Source organism: Pseudomonas fungipugnans (assembly GCF_029955235.1).
GTDB lineage: Bacteria > Pseudomonadota > Gammaproteobacteria > Pseudomonadales > Pseudomonadaceae > Aquipseudomonas > Aquipseudomonas fungipugnans.
The window spans coordinates 1,351,513-1,371,749 of record NZ_JARBWL010000002.1; the positions used below are offsets into that span (position 1 = coordinate 1,351,513).

Consider the following 20,237-nt stretch of genomic DNA (forward strand, 5'->3'; position numbering starts at 1 on the left):
GAAGGCCCTGATGAAAAAGTTTTTCAGCCTGCTCGCCACCTTGCTGGTACTGGCCCTCGCGATGTGGATCGGCCGCACCCTGTGGGTGCATTACATGGACACGCCCTGGACCCGCGATGGCCGGGTGCGTGCCGACATCATCAACGTCGCCGCTGACGTGACCGGCGAAGTGGTGGACGTGCCGGTGCGCGACAACCAGTTGGTGAAAAAGGGCGACCTGCTGATGCAGATCGACCCCGAGCACTACCGCATCGCGGTCAAGCAGGCGCAGTCGCTGGTGGCTTCGCGCAAATCAACCTGGGAGATGCGCAAGGTCAACGCCCACCGCCGCGCCGACATGGACGCGCTGGTGATTTCAAAGGAAAACCGCGACGACGCCAGCAACATCGCCGACTCGGCCCTGGCCGATTACCAGCATGCGCAAGCTCAACTCGAAGCCGCCGAACTCAACCTCAAACGCACCGAAGTTCGCGCCGCCGTGGACGGCTACGTGACTAACCTCAACGTCCATCGCGGCGACTACGCACGCATCGGCGAAGCGAAAATGGCCGTGGTCGACATGAACTCGTTCTGGGTCTACGGCTTCTTCGAAGAAACCAAACTGCCCCATGTGCGCGTGGGTGATAAAGCCGACATGCAACTGATGAGCGGCGAAGTATTGAAGGGGCATGTGGAGAGTATTTCTCGCGGCATCTACGACCGCGACAACCCCGAGAGTCGTGAACTGATTGCCGATGTTAACCCGACCTTCAACTGGGTGCGTTTGGCACAACGGGTGCCGGTGCGCATCCACATTGATGAAGTGCCGGAGGGGGTGCTGTTGGCGGCGGGGATTACCTGTACGGTGGTGGTGAAGCAAAAGCAGGGCGAGTAACCCCTGTGGCGCGGGAAAGCCCCTCGCCACAGGCGGCCTGTATTAACTGTGATAGCCGTAAATGTGGCCGAGCGCTCCGCCTATACCCAAGGTATTGGTCGCCAGGAGAATGCGACCGTTTGTTTGCATCTGAAGCTCGGCCGGTGGGGCCTTCATCGGTGTGTCTTCCTGGATGCAGCCTTGTTGACCGAAAGTTCGATCAACAGAGCCGTTAGCCAGATAACGAGCCGTGTAGAGGCGATTGACGCCACCGGCGGCGACGATTTTTCCATCAGCCTGCCGGTACGCGCAGATCCATTCGTTTCCGTGTTCGGCGTTGAATGAAGTCAGGACGGGTCTGCCGCCATTAAACGTCGGGTATGGGTTGCCGGTAGCATCGACGCCCGCGAGCATGCCCCAGTTTCTCTTGCCGACGCTTGCCAGGCCAACACCGACGAATTTATCTTCGCCCGCGTCGATCAACTCATGAAAGATAATCGTTCCATTGGTTATTTTCAGCGTTGAAAAGCCTGGCGTCTCGGTATCGCCAAACTCAGTATCAAGTTGACCTGTTTCAGAATAGCGGGCGATATAACCCTGTACTTCCGATGCCGAGTATCGAGCGCCACCGGCCACCAATATGCAACAGCCAGGTTGCACGGACAGTGCGTTGGCCGATGTTCCGATGAAAGCGGGATGCCGGATTTCCAGTTGTCCGGATTGATTGAAATTATTATCCGGTTCGCCACGAGCGTTCAATCGAATGATGACGCCGATAGAACTGTCATCAGTCAGGTAAGTTGCACAAACGAGGAGTGTTCCATCCGCGAGTAATTGCAAATCCCCACTGTCACTTTCCAGTTCTCCCAGATGGCTGTTGTCGATCACTACGCAACCTTGTCGGCCAAAGCTTTGATCAGCGGCACCGTCCTTGTCGAATCGACTGATTACCAGACGTTTGGGGCTGTTAATGTCCACTTTTCGGGACCAGCCCAACATGACAATGTGCCCGTCCGCCTGGACCGCGACTTTGCCACCGGCGCAGTCGTAGCCATCGGCGAAGCTGCCATGAGCCAGTCCCTTCTCGGCGAATGAGGTGTCCACGCTACCGTCAGAATGAAAGCGTGCCAGTCCGAAAAGTCCCCTCAGTTCATGAGCAAGCCATACACCTGCCAGGATTTTGTCGTCGGCCAGTACTTTGATTCCTTTGATATGCCGGTCGAGATCAAGTGGGTGATCCAGTTCAAATAGCGTAATGGTGCCTTCATGGCCAAAGCTTTGATCGCGCTCTCCGGTAATAAAGAAGTTAGCTTGGTTGTGGGTAATAATATCCATATTATTTATATCCGTTTTCAAGTTGATGGTTGTTCTTCGGCTCACTGCTTGTGAGTGAAGTTGACGTTATAGCGTTGATTGTTATTTGGCGATGGCTGTTGTTTTGATGAGTGTTTAATGATGTTGCTGATCTGCTGTCGTCAGCTACTTACAATGAGAAGGGGCGAATGATGGAGTCAACGAGTCAGTCTGCGAGTTTTTTACAGTGTCAGTCACAAAGCGTCTCCTGCAAATGCCGCCAAATCACCTTGCCTGACGCGAGCTTCTCAAACACCACCGTCGAACGCCGGTCCGTCTGAAGTCCGCTGGCATCGCTCTGCCACTCGCGATAACTCACCGTCGCGCCGCCATCGTGCCGTGCAATTCCCTGCAACTCGCCCAGCTCAATCCTGAAGCCGGGTTTTTTCCCGCCCGCCATCCGGAACAACGCGCTCAATGCGTCGAAATCCAGCCCCTTGCCCGCTGGCGAAACCATGGAAAACTGCGCTGAAAATCGAGCCAGCAATGCGTTCAGCGCCGACTTATCGCCGCCTTGGGCGAACCAGTGTTCGATGGCCAAATGAGCCTGAATTACTTCGTTGAAGTAGTCGTTGTAGTCGTTCATGACGTTTGTTCCTGAGTGGGATTAACGAGAGCCTGTACGCCGGCTGAATCAAAGCGCAATACGGCAAGAATCGGTAGCAGAGAGAGGACTGCTGCAACAAGAAAACACCGTTCGAACGCATCAGGCGATTGCGGGCCGAGCGCGCCCAGCAACGAACTCAACACCGCCGCGCCGAGGCAGAAACTCAGCTGGCGATTGATGTTCCACAACGCGCTGGCGTGGTTCATGCGTTCCGGGTGTACATCGACAAAGGCCAGGGTTTGCGCACAGCTGCTGCACAGGCTGCCGCCCAGTCCCATCAGGGCATAGGCGATGATCGGCAGCCAGCCTTGCGGCTGATCGATCAACACCAGCAAGCCGATGCCAGCGCTTTGTAGCAGCGCGCCGACCAGCAACAATGGCTTGGGGCCCCAGCGATTGAAACCCCGTTTGCCCATGGCAATCGCCAGCGCCGAACCCAGCGCCCACGGCAACATCAGCGCGCCGATTTGCGCGCTGCCCCAGCCGCGTTGGTGCAGGTACAGCACGGCAATCAGGCTGGTGCCGATAAACACGCCGGGGATCAGCAAGTACACCAGCATCGCCAGGCGTAACGACGGGCTACGCAGCAGTTGCAGGTCGAGCAGATTGCGCAAAATCAGTGGCGGGCGAATCTTCGGTGGTTCATCGACCTTTAACCACAGTGCGCCGAGCAACAGCGCCAGCAAGGTGAACGGCACGTTGAGGTAGAACACCCAACGCCAGGACAGTGCCTGCACGATCAACCCGCCCGCCGCTGGCGACAGCGCCGGGACCAGCAACGCAACCGACATCACCCAAGTCGTCAAGCTGCTGCGCTGTTCTGCCGGAAATTGTCGAAACGCCAGGCTCTGGCCGATGGGAATCAACAACCCGCCGCTGAGCCCTTGCACCAGTCGCCAGCCAATCAGGCTTTCAATCGAGCCGGCACCCGCCACCCATATCGACGCCAGGCCGAACAGCAGCAGTGAGCCCAGAATCAGTCGCCGCTCGCCGACCCGGGCCGCCAGCCACACGCTCAATGGAATGATCAGTGTGAGCCCGAGCATGTACGCATTGCTGATCCATGCCAGCTCGGTCACTGAGGCGTGCAATTGTTGCGCAATGTCGGGGTAGGCGATGCTGGCGACGAACATGTTCAGCAGGTCGAGGGCAAACCCCAACAGATACACCAGCGCGACTTTCCATCGATAGGCCATGGGCAACTTCCCGGTAATGAGAAGCGCAGGGTAGGGCACTACAAACGCTGGAGAAACACCGGTTTGGCTGCTAGTTTGTCAAAAGTATTTTGACAATGAGTGCCACCAACATGGTCAGCCTGGACCGTTTCGATACTTTCAAAGCGGTGGTCGAAGCCGGTTCATTGACCGCCGCGGCCGATCTGTTGGGGCAGACGCGTGCGGTGGTCAGCTTCAACCTGAAACGCCTGGAGGCCGAACTGGGTGTGACGCTGCTGACCCGCAGTACGCGCAAACTGGCCCTGACCGATGCTGGCGAGCGCTTTTATTTGCGCTGCCTGCGTACCCTGGACGAAGCCCGACTGGCGATTGAAGAGGCGCGTTCGGAACACACTCAGCTCAAGGGCACGTTGCGCATCACCACCACCGTGGAGTTTGCCCTGGCCCAGGTCGTGGCGGCGCTGGAGGTGTTTCGCCAGCAGCATCCGCAGTTGAACGTGCATTTGTCGACGTCCTCGACCCATGCCGATCTGATTTCCGAGCGGTTCGATGTAGCGATTCGTCTGGGGCGCATGTTGGATTCCAATCTGCGCGCGGTGCAGTTGTCGACCTTCGAGATTTTTGCGGTGGCAGCGCCGGTGCTGATTGAGCGCCACGGGTCTGCCGCCACGTTGGCGGCGCTGGAGTCGTTACCAACGCTGGGGCACGGGCGGGTGCCCGAGTTGACGATCAGCGACCCCGAGGGCGTGGAGCGTGTTTATTCGCCCAAGCCCGGGAAAACCGCCATTGTGGCGGACAATTCGGCGACGCTGCGCGCGTTTGCGTTGTCCGGGCAGGGGGTGGCGATTCTCCCAGAATGGCTGGTGGATGAGGATCTGCAAGCGGGGCGGTTGGTGCGGTTGCTGGCCGATCACCGGTTTGCCCGGCAGGGGGTTTATGCGTTGTACCCGGATACCCGGCATTTGCCGCTGAAGGTGCGGGCGTTTATTGATTTCATGAAGGGCTGGACCTGAAGTTTAGTGGTGGCCGTTCGGCCGCCTTCGCGAGCAGGCAAGCCAGCTCCCACCTTTGATCGCATTCCAGCCACAGAGCGCGGTCGACTGTGGGAGCGTGGCTTGCCCGCGATGGCGTCGCCTCGGTCTCAGAGCCTCCCACCCAACCCGAACCGCTTCATCAGTACCGACTCCAGCACCCCTTTAGGCAGCAGCGCCGACAACAGCGGCAACGCCCGAGAGCCATTGCCCAGTCGCACCAATCTCGGCGGCTTGCTCTGTTGCACGGCCTTCAACAACCCGGCAGCAAATTCACTGGCCGATGTCGGCTTGTCCTGCGAGGCCTTGGCCCGTGCGCGAATGCCTTCACGCAACGGCCACCAGGGCGACTGTTCGCTGATCAGCCGTTCGGCTTCATGGCCGGCACTCTTGGCAAAATGGGTGTCAATGGCACCGGGCTGGACCTCCATTACCCGTACGCCAAACGGTGCCAGCTCCATGCGCAGCGCATCGCTCAAGGCATGTACGGCGGCTTTCGAGGCGCAGTAGGCGCCGGCAAACGGGGTGACCAACACGCCGGACACGCTGCCGATGTTCACCACCAGGCCCTTGTTCCGGCGCAATGCCGGGAACAGCGCGCGCGTGACGCCGACCAGCGAAAACACATTGGTTTCGAACTGGCGCTGCATCGCCGGAACACCGCCATCGAGCAACGGCCCCATGGCACCGTAACCGGCGTTGTTGATCAGTACATCGAGGCCACCCTGCTGCTGAATTCGCTCGCTCAACTGCTCGAGCGCCAGAGCGTCGTTGACGTCCAGTTGCACGCCAGTAAAACCGGCCGAGGCCAGCGCCGCCACGTCTTCAGTCTTGCGGGCCGTGGCCCAGACGTCGTAACCGGCCTGTTTGAACACATCGGCCAGGGCGCGGCCAATGCCGCTGGAACAACCGGTAATCAATGCAACGGGCATGGCGCAATCCTTGTGCAAAAAGGGGAATCAGTCGGAGAAACTACCCTGCAGATGCTCGGCGCGAAACTCCAGGGTTTGCGCACGATAACCAGGGCGCAGCGGCGGCATCGGCAGGCAGTCTTCCCAGTTGGCGCCGGCCTGCAATTCGCCGGGGCCGCGATAGCGTGGGGCAGCGTATTGATTGTCGGCCAGGTTGACCGTATCGCCAGGTGCGTAAGCCGCGATGCGCCAGCGCAGTTCGGTCAGTGGCACGGCGTTGCCGTTGTTCATGGTCAGCTGTAACGGACGGTCGGCCGGGCAGCGTTCGGGGGCGTAGGTGATGCGCAACTCCAGACGCGCCAGTTGCTTGACCTCGCGATTGTCCATCCAGATCACCCATGTTGCCACCAGGCCCAGCCCGACGGCGGCGGCGACCGAAACCGGCAGAGCCTTGGCGGGATAGCGCAGCAACAGGATCAGCCAGGTGATGACCAGCAGGACGCCGATGAACATGTCGCGAAACCTCGCAGTCAGAGAAGATCATCCTACCTAAGCCGGGGGGCGGTTGACCATCGACTTATAACCCTGGGCAGATTATCTGGAGCCAGGCTTGCCCACGACAGGGGGGCATGTTCAATAATAGATGGTTAATTGTAATTTGATATTTGATTCGCTACGGTAATGTTCTTGTGTGTTAGGTTTTAGTTGTCGGTTAGTTAATAGTTTATCGTTCAGTTTTTTATTTTTCTAAAAGGATTTAGAAATGGCAAGGATCATTGACATAAGAATGGATAACTTGGTTAACGGCATCAAAAAAGGTGTGCCGGTGACATTCAATTTCACCTTGAACAGTGATGGTGCACCGCCTGCGCCCGGTTCAAGACTGCAGTTCAGGCCAGTGCCAGGCGTCACGTTGCTGCACGCGTCGATACCGGCCAGCGGTGCGCAGATGACCTACGCCGATTTTTGGCGATTCAGCACGATCACCATCAACGCAAATCAGACCACAGGGTGGAATGCCCGTCGCACGGTGACCTTGCAGTCCGAGAAAGACCTGCTCCCCTCACAAACGATCAACCTGTGCGGTATTGTTTATTATCAACCGGATCATATGCAGGACTTATATTGTCCGGTGTTCGGGGTCGATCTCGAAGAACAGGTGATTGAGACGCGTCAAGTATTTAAAGGTGCCTGGCAGGATGAAGTTACCAAAGGCTGGATTTGCAGTTACGACGTGGTATTGAAAGCCAGCCGCCAATCGTTTACGCGATGGAAGTTTTCCAGTGCCGGATTGCCCCAGGGCAGCAGGATTGTCGGTACCCCTTGGCTCGACGTCAGTCATGACGCAACCGAAGGCGTGATGGAACTGGTCGCACCGGCAGGCGACAAGTACCTGCTGGAGCCGGGGCGGGAACTTGTCGTTTCCGTCCAACTGCTGTACCCGGCAACGGCTCCGGCGCTGCAAAGTCTGCCTAACCTGAGTGCCTACTCACTCTGAGTGCAGGGCCGATAAATCTTCACTGGCCATGGGGCCTCTTCGCGGGCAAGCCCGCTCCCACAGTGGAGCGCATTCTTCCCGGAGAACGCGCTCCACTGTGGGAGCGAGCCTGCTCGCGAAGAGGTCCTTTGAATCAGCACAAAAGCCAGAGTTGACCGCGTTTGCCAGGAGGAATGCGATCACCTGTGGGAGCGGGCTTGCCCGCGAAGGGGCCACCAGCATCCCTCAAAAAAACCAGACAAAAAGAAGCCCCCACCCAACTCACTGCGGATAGGGAACGCAATGAGCTGGACGAGGGCTTCTTGTTTCAGCGATCAATCACTGCGCAATGGTTTTCACCGAGACGCCGCGTTCAATCGGGGTGGAGCGACCATAGATATCTTCAAACCGCTCGATATCGTCTTCACCCAGATAACTGCCCGATTGGACTTCGATGATTTCCAGCGCAATCTTGCCCGGGTTGCGCAAGCGGTGGACCGAGGCAATCGGGATGTAGGTCGACTGGTTTTCACACAGCAGGAACACGTTTTCGTCGCAGGTCACTTCGGCGGTGCCGCTGACCACGATCCAGTGTTCGGCGCGGTGGTGGTGCATCTGCAATGACAGGCACGCGCCCGGTTTGACCGAGATGTGCTTGACCTGGAATCGCCCGCCCATGTCCACCGAATCGTAGGAGCCCCACGGACGATAGACTTCGCAGTGGTTCTGGGTTTCGCTGCGGCCCTGTTCGTTGAGGGTGTTGACCATCTGTTTCACGCCTTGGACCGAATCCTTGTGGGCGATCATCATGGCGTCCTTGGTTTCGACGACGACAATGTTTTCCAGGCCGATCACCGACACCAGTTTGCCATTGCCGTGGATCATGCAGTTGCGGCTGTCCTGGATGACTACGTCGCCTTTGGAAACGTTGCCATTGGCGTCTTTCTCATTCACTTCCCACAGCGACGCCCAGCAACCGACATCGCTCCAGCCGGCGGACAGCGGCACCACGCAGGCGCGCTGGGTTTTTTCCATCACCGAGTAGTCGATGGAGTTGTCCGGGCAGCAGGCGAAGGTGGCTTCGTCGAAAGTGATGGTGTCGTTGTCGTGCTGGCTGCGTTCCAGGGTCAGCAGGCAGGTGTCGTAGATGTCCGGGTCGTGTTTTTTCAGCTCTTCAAGGAAGCGGCTGGCGCGGAACAGGAACATGCCGCTGTTCCAGAAATAACCGCCGGACTCGACGTATTCGGTGGCGCGTTTGACGTCGGGTTTTTCGACGAAGTGCGAGACGCGGCTGACGCCTTCGGGCAGCAGCGAATCGTTGGTCGACTTGATGTAGCCGTAGCCGGTTTCCGGTTTGGTGGCCGGTACGCCGAACAGCACCATTTCGCCATTTTCAGCGGCGACGGTGGCCAGGGCCAAGGCGCGTTGCAGGGCTTTCTGATCTTCCAGCACGTGATCGGCGGGCAGCACCAGCATCAGTTCGTCGCGGCCTTCGTTGACCAGCATCATCGCGGTCAACGCCACGGCCGGCGCAGTGTTGCGCCCGAACGGTTCCATCAGGATGCGCTGCACTTCGAGTTTGCGGTTGCTCAACTGCTCGTTGACGATGAAGCGATGGTCCTTGTTGCAGACCACGATCGGGGTGTCCATGCCTTCGAACACCAGGCGTTCCAGGGTTTGCTGGAACAACGTGTGTTCACCGGTCAGGGCGAGAAATTGCTTGGGGAATTGCTTGCGCGAAAGCGGCCAAAGACGTGAGCCGCTACCACCTGACAAGATCACCGGAATCATATTGTTACTCCTTTAAAATCGATTGGTTAGAGCACGAACGTTCTGTCGTTTTCACTCTTGTTTTTGTTTCGTGTCCGGACTGCCACCTCGGTCCCTTGTGGGAGCAGGCAAGCCAGCTCCCACAGGAAAATGGGGCGATCCGGAAAATTTGTTAGCGCGTAGAAACCGGGCGCTTCACCCACACTGGCGACAGGTTGCTGCCACTGCCGGTGACGTACAGCACCGCCGCTTCACCACGCTCCAGGGCAACCGGCTTGACGTCGCCGACTTTGGTCGCGCCGTCGTACAGCGCCAGGCTGACTTTCACCGGGTTGATTTCGCGTTCGCCACGCCCCTTGGCGGCCACGTTCGGCACCACTTCGGTCTTGCCGTCGGCGGTTTTCAGGGTCAGGGTCTTGTCGCTGAGGTTCTGCACGCGCACCAGGGATTTCTGCTTGTTCTTGAACGGCGGTTCTTCGATCAGTTGCGGGGCGCCGCTGGCGTTGTTGACCAGGGTGTAATAGTGATCACCGGCCAGCTTGACCGGCAGGGTCTGGCTACCGACCTTGGCGCTGTAATCGCCGCCAGGCATGAAGCTGAAATCACTGCTCGACAGCGGCGCGACGTCGCTCAGTGCGGTGCTGCCAACGGTGGCGCTGACTTCGGCGTTGCTGGCGTTGTAGATGCGTACGAAGGACGAGCCTTTCGGTGCAGTCGGGCCGTAGAGCGCGGCGTCGCCACCGGCAAAGGCATTCATCGACAGCACGCTGAAGGTCGCGGCCAAAGCAAAGGTCTTGGCGAGACGACGAGGAGTAGTAGTGAACGTCATGTTGTTACCTCTCTCTTTCAGTTTTGCGCCCGGTCGGGCGTCTCGGATTTAATAGTTGCGGCTACGTTTTGTTGGCGAGCGCCGGCTTGTTTGAGCTCTGCGACCCACTGCGGGTCGGCGTCGCCGATTTCGTTGTTCACAGGCAGATATCGTTCGGGAAACTCCCAGATCAGCACTTGTGGCGGGCTGTTCTTGAAGGCATCGCTTTTCAGGTAGCTGAGCATCGGCAGGATCGGGCCGTGGCCGTCTTCGGCGTAATTGACCACATCGCTGTGCAGCGCCTGCTTGAGTGCGCCCACAAAATTCCAGTTGGGGTTGGCGCTGTAGCTGGTGCCGATCAGCGCTACCGGTACTTCGGTGTTGGCGAACAGCGCGTCGTCACCGGCAGGCGGGTCTTCAACCGCCACGGTGTTGCGCTTTTGCAGGGGCTCTTGCGCCGGCATCAGGTTTTCGAACAGCGGGTCCAGTGGCAGGAACAGACGCAAGTCGCCCTTGTGCGTGACTTTCTCCGCTGGCGTGGTGACAAAGCGCTGCGGCTCGCCGCTGAGCGGGAATTTGTCGGCGATGGTCTTGGCCAACTGATTGGCGGCGATTTCCGCGCCTTCCGGCGTCCAGTGGGTATCGGTGCGCAGGAACACTTGCTGACCGTTCTGCTTGGCTTGCTGGAACGGGCCAAGCAGGTCGGGGGCGAGGATCTTGTCGGCGGCTACACGGGCATGGAAATCCTGATAAAGGTTGGCGTGGATGCGCGATGGCTTCACTTCATCCAGGTGTTCCGGGTACAGCCGAACCTTGGCCGGGACAATCGCCATCACCAGTTTCACGCCCTTGGCTTTGAGCGTCTGACGCACGCCTTGGACCAGCGCGTAGTTGCCTTGCAGGTTCAGCTCTTCGTTGACGATGGGGTTGAATTCTTCGTCGCTGTACAGCCACTGATCGCGGCCGAGCACCACGCCCGGACGGCCTTCATTGAACAGTTTGAAATCCATCGCAGCCCAGAGATTGGTGCCCAGGCGCTTGATCGGAAACTCGGCGTCGTAGTGCGTCTCCACGGCTTTGGTCCAGCGGCCGTTGAGCACCGTCGCGTCGGCGTTGGTGCTGAAGCCGAAGAAGCTGCGTGTGGACCACAGGCCCAGCCCCAGCAGCGTCAGCAGGAACAAGGCGATGTAGAAGATGCGTAATGAGCGGGTCATGGTCAGATCCCTCAGAACTGGAAGTAAAGGAACGGCGAAAAGCTTTGCGCCGAGAGTTTGAGAATCGAGGCGATGAACAGCAGCAACACCAGGGCGCGCATCACGTAACGCGACCAGTCAGCACTCCAGTAGGCCGGTTGCACCTGGGCTTCGACGCCGACGGTGTAGCCCGGCTCGTGGATGCTGGCGGGGTTGTCGCCAGGCACTGCCTTGATCATTCCCGGGGTCATCGCGGCCGGGCCATCGGCCTCGACATTCACCACAGGCTTGGTCTTGACCGGCGGCCGGTTGGTGTAGAAATCGCGGATGCCGAAGAACGCCAGCGTTGCGTAAGCCACCACCAGGGTCGCCATTTGCAGGCCGGTGAGGCTGGCCTGATTGAGCTCCGACAGCGACCACTCGCCAAAGCTGAACATCGCGCCGTACATGCGCCCGGCGACGTGCAGGTTTTCCGAACGGAAGATCACCCAGCCCATCACCACCAGCAGGAAGGTCAGTGCCCAGCGGATCGGGTTGATGCTGCGCGGCGAAGTGTTGAGGCCCAGGGCTTTTTCAATCGCCAGCCACATGCCGTGCCACGCCCCCCAGACGATGTAGGTGATGTTCGCGCCGTGCCACAGACCACCGAGCAGCATGGTCAGGAACAGGTTGCGGTACGTCATCAACGTGCCTTTGCGATTGCCGCCCAGGGTGATGTACAGGTAGTCACGCAGCCAGGTGGACAGGCTGATGTGCCAGCGGCGCCAGAACTCGGTGATCGACTGGCTGATGTACGGCTGCTTGAAGTTTTCCATGAAGCGGAAACCCATCATCAAGCCCAGGCCGATGGCCATGTCGCTGTAGCCGGAAAAGTCGAAATACAGCTGCGCGGTGTAGGCCAGCGCGCCGAGCCAGGCGTCGCCCGTGGTCGGGTGTTGCAGGGCGAAACAATGGTCGGCGACCACCGCCAGGGTGTCGGCGATGAAGACTTTCTTGATGAAACCCTGCATGAACCGCGTGCAGCCCTCGGAGAATTTATCGAGGGTGTGGGTGCGGTTGTTGAACTGATCCGCCAGGTCGCGAAAGCGCAATACCGGGCCGGCAATCAGGTGCGGGAAGATCGCGACGAAGGCGGCGAAGTCGATCAGGTTGCGTGTTGCCGGGGTGTCGCCACGGTAGACGTCGATGATGTAGCTGATGGACTCGAAGATGTAGAACGAGATCCCGATCGGCAACAGCACGTGGGTCAGGATGAACGGTTCAAGGCCCACGGACGTCATCATCGCGTTGATGCTGTCGACGCCGAAGTTGGCGTACTTGAAGTAGCCGAGAATGCACAGGTCGACGGCGACGCCGAGCAGCAGCCAGCGTTGTGCCGGTTTGGTCCTGACCCCGGCGGCACCGACCTTGAGGCCGATCCAGTAATTCCACAGCGTGACAGCGGCGAACAGCAGCAGGAAGTCCACCCGCCACCAGGCGTAGAACACGTAGCTGGCAATCAGCAGCAGCAAATTGCGATAGCGTTGCCCGCTCAAGTAGTACAAGCCGAGAAAGATCGGCAAGAACAAAAACAGGAACACATTGGATGAAAATACCATCCCGATCTCTCCTTGTTTGAACCCACAGTCAAGGGCCAACGGCCCCCCCAAACCCCCCATGAAAAATCATGCGGGCTGCATTGCATATCACTGTCGGAACCGGGTCATTGTGGGAGCGGGCTTGCCTGCGATTACGGTCTGACATTCAGCATTGATGTCGACTGATAAATCGCTATCGCAGGCAAGCCAGCTCCCACATTTGACCGAGTTCCGGAGGGGAATCTGTGTCAGCTTCCCTTGTTGCCTTTTTCATTGGCCGGGTCATAGACCTTGGTCAGGTCCCCGCCCAGGCGGAAGGTCTTGAACGGCTGCATCCCGTGTTTCTTCGCCAGTACATCCGGCGCGCAGGTGTAGAGGGTGCAGAACGGTTCGAGCCAGGCGAATTTCATGTCCTGTTTCAGGTCGCTCATGTCCTGTTCCTTGCCGTTCTTCTTCTCGAAGATGTCCGGGTCTTTCACCCCGGCCAGCACGTTGTCGGCCAGGCGTTTCAGTGCGCCGTTGTTTTCCTGGCGCAGGTCCACACCATTGACCTGGGCGAAACTGGCAATCATGGCCAGCGGCGGCAGGGCGTAGTTGTGATAGGCCAGCGCCCGTTGCTGGCGCTTGAGTTCGTTGGGCAGGAAGCCGTTGGCATCGACCTGATTGGCGCCGACCTTGTATTCCTTCACGGCCCAGTCAAACAGGTCGCGACGATTGGTGGCCACGGACGTCGCCATCACCGACCAGGCGGCCCAGTACGAGTGGTTGTTGGTCTTGTCGAGCGGCAGGTTGTCCCAGTCGCTGACCACCTGATCGGCCATGCGGTTGAACCAGGCCTCGATCACCTGGGATTCCTGCTGGTGCGTGGCCAGCGGGTGCGAGTCGGAGAATTTGAGGCGAATATAGGCCGAAGCCATGCTGCCCAGCGCCCATTTGCGCATCGACTTGCCGGTGTGGTTGAAGTCCTTGGACATCAGCGCATCCGCCTTGGCCCAGGCGGTCAGCCAGTTGAGCGTGCAGTCCAGTTGTTCCGGGCGACCGTCGCGCATGAACTGCATGACGCGCTTGCTGGTGCCGCGTTCCAGTTTGGTGATGTCGGCGGTGGTGTCGCGAAAGGCTCTTTCCGACTGCACGTTCAGGGTCGAACGGGCCTTGTCCGAGCCTTCGTACTTGCTGCGAAATTGCAGCGGGCCGGTGTAGGGCGCAGGCATCGCGTCACAGCCTTCGCTGTTGTCGCCGGTCTTGAATTTATCCACAGGCGCGAAGTAGCCCTGCGGCGGTCGCAATGGCGCGGCGGCCTGAGTGGCGCCGGCGAACATCGCCAGGCTCAGTAGCGTCGGAGCCAACAGCTTTTTCAATGTCGGATTTTGCATGGCAGACCTCATTGCCCGGCCTGAGCAGTACGTTGCTCGGCGCTCGGGAATACGTTGCGTTTGCAGATTTTCGCTTCGACTTTTTGCGGCGCGGCACCTGCTTCAGGCCCCTGGATTTCGACCGCCAGCAAGTTCTGCGAGGCCCAGTCTTCGTCCGTGCGCAACTCAAAGGCGAAACGACCGTCGGTGTCGGAGGTTTCCGGCTTTTCGATCTTGATGTCCTCGTGGCGACCGTTCATGTACCAGAGGGTGGCTTGCAGGGTTTTCACCGAGGTGTCGGCGAAGCGGATGTCGACCTGATGCGCGCTGTTTTGCAGGTTCAGGTTTTTGCTGTTGACCAGCAGTTCGTTCTTGCCGGGTTTGAGCGTGGTGCTGCCGGTCATCTGTGCATCCTTGCCTTCGCAACCGTTGTCCAGCAGCGCCATCATCTGGCGGTAGATGGTTTCCTGATCGAGGCGATAGAGCGGCGAGAATTCCCAGATGAGAATCTTCGGCGGCTTTTTCTGGAACTCATCGCTGCCCAGGTACTGCAGCATCGAGCCTTCCAGGCCACCGCCGGGGAACGCCACGTTGAGGATGTCGGCGCCGATGGCCTCTTCGAGGAAACCGGCGAAGTTGTAGTTCTTGCCGCTGTGACTGGTGCCAACCAGGGTGATTTCCGGGTTGCCGGCATCACTGAACAGGTCGCCGTCGGCTGCTTCGCCCTTGGGCTCGGTGGTGAATTGATCCATGTACTGGATCGCGTAGCTGGTGCCACAGAGTTGACCGGCCATGTTGTGCAATGTTCCGGTCTTGCCCATGCGACCCGACTTGTGGCTCTCGAATTCGCGCTTTGGAATGTCGGCGAAGGCCGGCATCTGTTTGATTTTGTCGCCGACGATTTTCGCTGTGCGCTGGGCGCCATACGGCGTCCAGTGCTGGTCACCACGGAAGTAGAAATCGTGGGCCGGCAGGGTGTCGGGCAGCGTTTCGTTGGTCAGCGGCGACAGATCCGGAACCGTGTAGCCCATGGCGGCGAAACGGCCGAGCATGCTCTTGTAATTTTTCAGCGCCTTGTCGAAATCGAATTTGGCTTTGTCTTCAGGGTTGAGCTTGTTGCGGTTCACCAGGCCACGGGTCGGCTGGTACACGACCACCAGTTCCACGCCTTTGCTCTTGAACGCATCGTGCAGGGCCTGCATGCGTTTGTAGCCGGCAGGGGAGGTGTCGAATTCAGTGCGCAGGTCTTCCTGGGTACGGAACAGCCAGTCGCCCTGAGCCTGCACCAACGTGGTGAAATTCTGCTGATAGCGCGTGGTGTAGTTCTTCGCATCATGGGCTTCAGGGCACAGGTTGCAGCACGGCTCGGCGGTGAAGGCCGGCGCCTTGAGTTCGTCATCGGCACGGGCGCCAGTGCTGGCGGCCATGACGCCCAGGGTCAGGGCCGAGAGGCTGAGTAATCTGATCAAGTGTGGGTGCATAAAATTATCCTCAGTCCCGTATTTCGGTCTGGCGTTCGACAGGGTCGATCAGCACGGCTTTCTGCTGGCGCACCAGCAGATCGAGAATTTCATCCTGGCGCTCGCCGAGAATCCCGTTGAAGCTGATGCCGCTGGATTTGGTCGGCGCGAGCATCGACACGCGATACAGCTCGACGCTCAGCGGCGAGTCGATCGACAACGGTCCGCTGCCATTGGCCGCCAGTTCACCGCCGACCACGATCAGCGATACTTCGGCGTCGAACGGATCGAGCTTGATGTCGCGGTCGGTGTCGCTCAGGTCCTTGATGTGGCCGTAGACGCCGGTCAGGCCGTTGGCCATAGCGACGTTTTCGTAGAGGCGGATGTTCACGCTGTTACGAATGCGGATGCCGTGGCGTTTGTTGCTGAGCACCTTGTTGCCGTAGATCAGGTTGTCGGCGCTCTCGTAGAGGGTGATGCCGTCGGTGTGGTTCTTGTAGATCTCGTTGTAGGCCACCAGGTTGTTCACGCTGTTACGGTCGATCACCAAACCCGAAAGGTGGTTGTCGTAGCTGCGGTTGTTGAAGATGAAGCTGTCGTTGACCTCTCGGGAAATGATGATCCCGTGCTTCTTCTTCGTGCCGTGCACCGTGTTGTCGGCGATGATCAGGCCGTGTGACCGGTCATGGGGGTCGATGCCGTAGACGATGTTGTCTTTGTAGGTGTTGCCCTTGACCACAAAGTCGCGGGTCTCGTAGCAGTAGAAGCCGTACCACATGTCCGAGAACTCGGAGCCGATGATCCAGCCGGTCGGTTCCGCACGCTTGAGCACCTTGGCCATGTTTGGCGTGTACTGGGAAATACTCACCCCGTACGACTTACTGTTGGAGTAGCCGAAACTGGCCATCTTGCTGTTGACGATGTACGTCTCGGTGCCGCCCCAGGCCAGCAGGAACGGGCGGAACTCCTTCGGCTCGCGGAAGGTCGCCGGGCCGTTGTTCTTCTCGCTCCAGCCGGTGATCCGGGTGTCACGCACAAACAACTGGCCGTCGTTGACCAGGAACGAGCCGGCCTCTTGCGACAGGCGCAATTCCTGCGTCTGTTTATCGATTTCAAGGATGCCCTTGCGCCCGACCACGATCGGCAATTTCGCCAGGAACACGCCGGGCGAGGTTTCGCTGATGTACTGCTTGGGCAGCTTGTTCACCAGGTCCTTGAGGTTGATGTAGCCGTCGTCGATGAAGATCGCCTGCGGGATGCCGTGTTGACGCACCACCCACTCGGCCATCTTGTTATCGCCGCCGATGAAGTCCTTCAGGGCGTCTTCCTGCATCATCCGGCGCACGCTGATCTTGCCCGGTTTGCTGCGCACGATTTTCGCGGCGACGGCCTCGGCGGTGTAGCCGCTGAGGTCGGGCAGGGTGGGCGGGGCCATCTCCAGCGGCGCGGTTGGCGCGCTGTTGACGGTGTAGGTCTTGGCCTGTTGCAGCTCTTTGCCCATGGTCACCTTGCGCTCTTGCTTGACCGGCGCAGCCGGCTCCACGCTGGCGAAGGCGGCGGCACTGGCCAGCAGCATCGCGCCGGCCAGCAGGCTGATCGAGCCTCTCTTGGCATTGTTCATGTCGGGCACTCCCTTCGCGGTTTGCATCAGAAGCGCCAGATCACGTCGATGAACGCGCGGTGCATGTACGAATCGACCTGCTTGCCATAGGCATCGCCGGGCTTGAACACACCGCCACGCAAACGCACCAGCGCCGACGGCTCGTCGATCGACTGGCTCAACGCCGCAGGCAGCAGGCCTTGTTTGAAGTACTTGGTGACCACCAGGTCCATTTCCTGACCGAGGTCTTTCTTGCCATCTTCCAGCGGCAACGAGGTGCTGGAGAGGATCGCGCCGGTGCCGTCGTCGGTGTTGTTCTCGACGGCGTTGATGCCGTTGCTGCCCACTGGCTTGTTGCCGTCCACGCGCCAGAATTTGTGGTAGATCAGGCTGGCGTCGTATTCGTCGTTGAGCATCCACGAACCGAACAGGGTCGCGGTCTGCATGTTGTTCATTTCGCCACGGAACGCCTCGCCGAAACGGTGCACGCGCGAACGGGTGCCGGTGTAGTTCGAGCGGTTGCTTTCCAGGCCGTTCTGTTGGTACTCGGCGCTGGCGCGGGCATAGGCGGCACCGACCTGCCATTGCGGATCGAGGCGCAGGCGCACACCGAGATCGGTGGCCCAGCCGTTGAGATCGTCACCGCGCCTGGCTTCGGTGGGGCGCGTGCCGTCGGCGTTCAGCGCGTTGACCGTGTCGGTGTCGCCGCGCATGCCGGTAATGCTGCCCCAGTAGTTGACGGTGTTGGTGTTGCGCCAGTTGTAGGCGTCGCTGTCGGCGGTCAGGCCCAGCCAGCTGATGTCGCCGTTCTGTTTCTTGTCCAGCGAATCGCTGGCCACGCCCGGTTCCGGGTAGTCGAGTTTGCCGTCATCGTGAGTGTGATGACCGCGAACGCCGACCCAGTTGCCCGGTGACCACTGATACGCGGCATCGGCGTAGACGTGCAGGCGATCCTTGTCCTGGGGCGACAGCTCTTTCAAATCGGTGCGGTATTCGCTGAAGCGTTCGGCGACACCGGCGTTGGCACGCAACAAGGTGGTGTCGAAGGTCCAGTTCAGCGCTTCGATATTGGTGTCGCGCCATTGGCCGTCGTCGTTGCGCAGGCGTTGACGACCGAGCTTGAGCATCTCGCCGGGGTACGGCGTGAGGCCGCTGTAGCCGACCCAGAATTCACGCATGGCCAGGTAGTTTTTCTTGGTCTTGCGATCACCGTTGTCGGTGGTCTGGTTGGCGCTTTCATCGGACTCTTGCAGGGTGTCGGTTTCGATGATGTCGGTGGACGTCACCGCCTGACCCATGGCATAGGCGCTCCACGCGCCGCTCTCGCCGTAGATCCAGGGGCGCAGGTCCAGGCCGATGCCGTTGACGTCGCCGCCCGGCGCGGTGCCCAGGTCACGGTCGTCTTCGGACTGACCGGTGATTTTCACTTCCAGGCCGAAGTTCTTGGCTTCGGTGAGTGCCGCCAGGGTCGGACACGACCACATCAGGGCGAACGTGAGGCCAATACCGGCCTTCACAAAGGGGTTCAACTTCATAATGATTCCTCGCCGTCTTCTTCTTGCAGGGCGTGCAGTTGCAGCGTGTTCTGGCTCAAGGCACCGCGAATCGCCTGTTCCTGTTTCAACAGGCGTTGGGCTTCGGGGAGTTGGGCCGGCGGCAGTTGGGCTTCGAGGGTTTGCGCGAGCTCATTGGCTTGCGGGGTGTCCTGAGCCTTGGCCAACTGGCTGAACACGTAGGCGTTGAGCGGGTTGGGCTTGGTGCCGCGGCCTTGGGAGAACAGCTGGGCAATGGCGAAGTCGGCGCTGTTCTGGCCGTTGCGCGCAGCGGTCAGCAGGTGGTCCAGGGCTTTTTGCGAATAGACCTTGCCCAGGTAGCCACGGCGATAAATCTGGCCGAGGTAGTAATCGGCCGCGACTTCTCTGCCGACGGCTTTCTGGAAGTGTTCTTCGGCAACCCTGGCGTCGGCCGGCACCCATTTGCCTTCGTAGTAGAGCTTGCCCAGCAGCAATTCGGCGCGCGGTTGATCGGCGGCGCGACCGTTGTCCAGGTACTTCATCATGGTGTCGACGTCGCCCAGTTCCGGGAAGTCGTAGAGCAATTGCGCCAGGCTGACCCAGGACGCCGGGTAGCCGGGGGCGATGTCTTCGAGCAACGCCTGCGCGGTTTTTTCGTCGGTCTTGCCCAGGGTCGAGTCGCCCAGTACGCGAGCGACGCTGTCGACGCGCTGAGATGAAACCGTGCCGCGAGCGTGAGCGACTTGCATCTGTTTGATCAGCGCCGCCTGCTGCTCGGTCTTGCCTTGTTTCTGATAGACCGTGGCCAGCTCGACGTAGCAGATGTCAGTGCTGTTCAGCGCCGCTTTGCAGATGCTTTCCACTTCGTCCAGGTGCTGGTCGTAAGTGCCTTGGGTGCGATAGAGCAGCACCTGGGCCAGGCCGGCTTCCGGCTTGCCTTCGGCGCGCCATTTGCTGATCTGCTGCTGGGCGTTGATGTTGGGGAAACTGTGCGGGTATTGCAGGTACAGCATGGCCAGCGGGATCAGGGTATTGCCTTCGCCATTGGCCGAGGCCTTTTTCAGCAGGCCTTCGGCTTCGTGTTGCTCGGCTTCGGTCGAGCCGGGTTTGGCCACCAGCAAACGACCCAGACGTGCCTGAGCGCGGGGCGAGGTGTCGGCGGCGGCGCGGTAAGTCGCCTCGGCCTGCCTGATTTGCGCCGGGTCGCGGCTGTCGACCTGAATATCCGCCAGCCCGACCTGGGCTTCGGTGTAACCCATGGCCGCCAGTTGCTGGTAATTGTGCTGCGCCAGCGCGGTGTCGCCACGCTTGAGGGCTTCGTTGGCCAGGCGCTGGTCAGGCAGGCCGGCGCAGCCAGCGAGGCTCACTGCCAATGCCAGCACACAGAATGTCCCTTTGTGGGAGCGAGCCAGTGTGGGAGCCGGGCTTGCCCGCGATGCAGACGACTCGGTATTACCTGTAGACCGAGGTGATGCTTTCGCGGGCAAGCCCGCTCCCACAAAAGCTCGCTCCCAGAGGGTCGGCGGTGTGTTGAAAATAGGCGTCGTCACAGGCAT

The 20,237-nt window shown here is 59.7% G+C and carries 17 protein-coding genes; 3 read left to right on the top strand and 14 right to left on the bottom strand.

Going from position 1 to position 20,237, the window contains the following annotated elements:
* The first annotated feature begins 10 nt into the window (after positions 1–10).
* A complete protein-coding gene (locus POF45_RS20950) occupies positions 11–874 on the top strand; it encodes an efflux RND transporter periplasmic adaptor subunit (protein WP_259499531.1) in 864 nt (287 codons plus the stop codon).
* A gap of 42 nt (positions 875–916) precedes the next feature.
* On the opposite strand, the gene POF45_RS20955 is transcribed toward POF45_RS20950, so the two are convergent.
* The 3 genes from POF45_RS20955 to POF45_RS20965 form a co-directional block, all read right to left on the bottom strand.
* The gene (locus POF45_RS20955; RefSeq protein WP_259499533.1) at positions 917–2,188 is read right to left on the bottom strand and encodes a hypothetical protein; all 1,272 of its coding nucleotides are present in this window, start codon (positions 2,186–2,188) and stop codon (positions 917–919) included.
* A 208-nt stretch (positions 2,189–2,396) separates the two neighbouring features.
* On the bottom strand, positions 2,397–2,792 hold the full coding sequence (locus POF45_RS20960; protein WP_282316624.1) for a DUF4440 domain-containing protein: 396 nt from the start codon (positions 2,790–2,792) through the stop codon (positions 2,397–2,399).
* Positions 2,789–4,009, bottom strand: a complete 1,221-nt coding sequence (locus POF45_RS20965) for an MFS transporter (RefSeq protein ID WP_259499537.1) — start codon at positions 4,007–4,009, stop codon at positions 2,789–2,791. The genes POF45_RS20960 and POF45_RS20965 overlap by 4 nt, the downstream gene beginning before the upstream one ends.
* Before the next feature lie 110 nt (positions 4,010–4,119).
* On the opposite strand from POF45_RS20965, the gene POF45_RS20970 reads away from it, so the two are divergent.
* Entirely contained in the window at positions 4,120–5,001 is an 882-nt protein-coding gene (locus POF45_RS20970) for a LysR family transcriptional regulator (RefSeq protein ID WP_259503093.1), read from the top strand.
* Positions 5,002–5,129: 128 nt separating this feature from the next.
* Here the strand turns inward: POF45_RS20970 and POF45_RS20975 are convergent, their stop codons facing one another.
* Positions 5,130–5,951, bottom strand: a complete 822-nt coding sequence (locus POF45_RS20975; RefSeq protein WP_259499539.1) for an SDR family oxidoreductase — start codon at positions 5,949–5,951, stop codon at positions 5,130–5,132.
* A gap of 27 nt (positions 5,952–5,978) precedes the next feature.
* Positions 5,979–6,443: a multidrug transporter gene (locus POF45_RS20980; protein ID WP_259499541.1), complete on the bottom strand. Its 465-nt coding sequence runs from the start codon at positions 6,441–6,443 to the stop codon at positions 5,979–5,981.
* A 250-nt stretch (positions 6,444–6,693) separates the two neighbouring features.
* Between POF45_RS20980 and POF45_RS20985 the strand changes: the two genes are divergently transcribed.
* Positions 6,694–7,428 (top strand): hypothetical protein, encoded by a 735-nt coding sequence (locus POF45_RS20985; RefSeq protein ID WP_282316625.1) that lies wholly within the window; start codon positions 6,694–6,696, stop codon positions 7,426–7,428.
* 318 nt (positions 7,429–7,746) lie between these two features.
* Here POF45_RS20985 and POF45_RS20990 read toward each other — a convergent pair whose 3' ends face one another.
* The 9 genes from POF45_RS20990 to algK form a co-directional block, all read right to left on the bottom strand.
* Entirely contained in the window at positions 7,747–9,198 is a 1,452-nt protein-coding gene (locus tag POF45_RS20990; RefSeq protein WP_259499545.1) for a mannose-1-phosphate guanylyltransferase/mannose-6-phosphate isomerase, read from the bottom strand.
* A 151-nt stretch (positions 9,199–9,349) separates the two neighbouring features.
* The gene (locus POF45_RS20995; RefSeq protein ID WP_282316626.1) at positions 9,350–10,006 is read right to left on the bottom strand and encodes an alginate O-acetyltransferase AlgF; all 657 of its coding nucleotides are present in this window, start codon (positions 10,004–10,006) and stop codon (positions 9,350–9,352) included.
* A 17-nt stretch (positions 10,007–10,023) separates the two neighbouring features.
* Entirely contained in the window at positions 10,024–11,199 is a 1,176-nt protein-coding gene (locus POF45_RS21000; RefSeq protein WP_282316627.1) for an alginate O-acetyltransferase, read from the bottom strand.
* 11 nt (positions 11,200–11,210) lie between these two features.
* Entirely contained in the window at positions 11,211–12,776 is a 1,566-nt protein-coding gene (locus POF45_RS21005; RefSeq protein WP_282316628.1) for an MBOAT family O-acyltransferase, read from the bottom strand.
* A 227-nt stretch (positions 12,777–13,003) separates the two neighbouring features.
* Entirely contained in the window at positions 13,004–14,128 is a 1,125-nt protein-coding gene (locus tag POF45_RS21010) for a mannuronate-specific alginate lyase (RefSeq protein ID WP_282316629.1), read from the bottom strand.
* An 8-nt stretch (positions 14,129–14,136) separates the two neighbouring features.
* Positions 14,137–15,588: an alginate O-acetyltransferase gene (locus POF45_RS21015; RefSeq protein ID WP_282316630.1), complete on the bottom strand. Its 1,452-nt coding sequence runs from the start codon at positions 15,586–15,588 to the stop codon at positions 14,137–14,139.
* Positions 15,589–15,598: 10 nt separating this feature from the next.
* Positions 15,599–17,188: a mannuronan 5-epimerase AlgG gene (gene algG, locus POF45_RS21020; protein ID WP_282316631.1), complete on the bottom strand. Its 1,590-nt coding sequence runs from the start codon at positions 17,186–17,188 to the stop codon at positions 15,599–15,601.
* 26 nt (positions 17,189–17,214) lie between these two features.
* Positions 17,215–18,702 carry an alginate export family protein gene (locus tag POF45_RS21025; protein ID WP_282316632.1) on the bottom strand — a complete coding sequence of 496 codons (1,488 nt, stop codon included), beginning with the start codon at positions 18,700–18,702 and terminating at the stop codon, positions 17,215–17,217.
* Complete coding sequence (algK, locus tag POF45_RS21030; protein WP_431978612.1) at positions 18,699–20,237, bottom strand: alginate biosynthesis TPR repeat lipoprotein AlgK; 1,539 nt, start codon at positions 20,235–20,237, stop codon at positions 18,699–18,701. The genes POF45_RS21025 and algK overlap by 4 nt, the downstream gene beginning before the upstream one ends.

Coding starts and splice junctions, on each gene's coding strand:
- POF45_RS20950 (WP_259499531.1), top strand. CDS start 11: ATGAAAAAGTTTTTCAGCCTGCTCGCCACCTTGCTGGTACTGGCCCTC.
- POF45_RS20995 (WP_282316626.1), bottom strand. CDS start 10,006: ATGACGTTCACTACTACTCCTCGTCGTCTCGCCAAGACCTTTGCTTTG.
- POF45_RS20955 (WP_259499533.1), bottom strand. CDS start 2,188: ATGGATATTATTACCCACAACCAAGCTAACTTCTTTATTACCGGAGAG.
- POF45_RS20980 (WP_259499541.1), bottom strand. CDS start 6,443: ATGTTCATCGGCGTCCTGCTGGTCATCACCTGGCTGATCCTGTTGCTG.
- POF45_RS20965 (WP_259499537.1), bottom strand. CDS start 4,009: ATGGCCTATCGATGGAAAGTCGCGCTGGTGTATCTGTTGGGGTTTGCC.
- POF45_RS20975 (WP_259499539.1), bottom strand. CDS start 5,951: ATGCCCGTTGCATTGATTACCGGTTGTTCCAGCGGCATTGGCCGCGCC.
- POF45_RS21010 (WP_282316629.1), bottom strand. CDS start 14,128: ATGCAAAATCCGACATTGAAAAAGCTGTTGGCTCCGACGCTACTGAGC.
- POF45_RS20990 (WP_259499545.1), bottom strand. CDS start 9,198: ATGATTCCGGTGATCTTGTCAGGTGGTAGCGGCTCACGTCTTTGGCCG.
- POF45_RS20970 (WP_259503093.1), top strand. CDS start 4,120: ATGGTCAGCCTGGACCGTTTCGATACTTTCAAAGCGGTGGTCGAAGCC.
- POF45_RS21025 (WP_282316632.1), bottom strand. CDS start 18,702: ATGAAGTTGAACCCCTTTGTGAAGGCCGGTATTGGCCTCACGTTCGCC.
- POF45_RS20985 (WP_282316625.1), top strand. CDS start 6,694: ATGGCAAGGATCATTGACATAAGAATGGATAACTTGGTTAACGGCATC.
- algG (WP_282316631.1), bottom strand. CDS start 17,188: ATGAACAATGCCAAGAGAGGCTCGATCAGCCTGCTGGCCGGCGCGATG.
- POF45_RS21015 (WP_282316630.1), bottom strand. CDS start 15,588: ATGCACCCACACTTGATCAGATTACTCAGCCTCTCGGCCCTGACCCTG.
- POF45_RS20960 (WP_282316624.1), bottom strand. CDS start 2,792: ATGAACGACTACAACGACTACTTCAACGAAGTAATTCAGGCTCATTTG.
- POF45_RS21000 (WP_282316627.1), bottom strand. CDS start 11,199: ATGACCCGCTCATTACGCATCTTCTACATCGCCTTGTTCCTGCTGACG.
- algK (WP_431978612.1), bottom strand. CDS start 20,237: ATGCCTGTGACGACGCCTATTTTCAACACACCGCCGACCCTCTGGGAG.
- POF45_RS21005 (WP_282316628.1), bottom strand. CDS start 12,776: ATGGTATTTTCATCCAATGTGTTCCTGTTTTTGTTCTTGCCGATCTTT.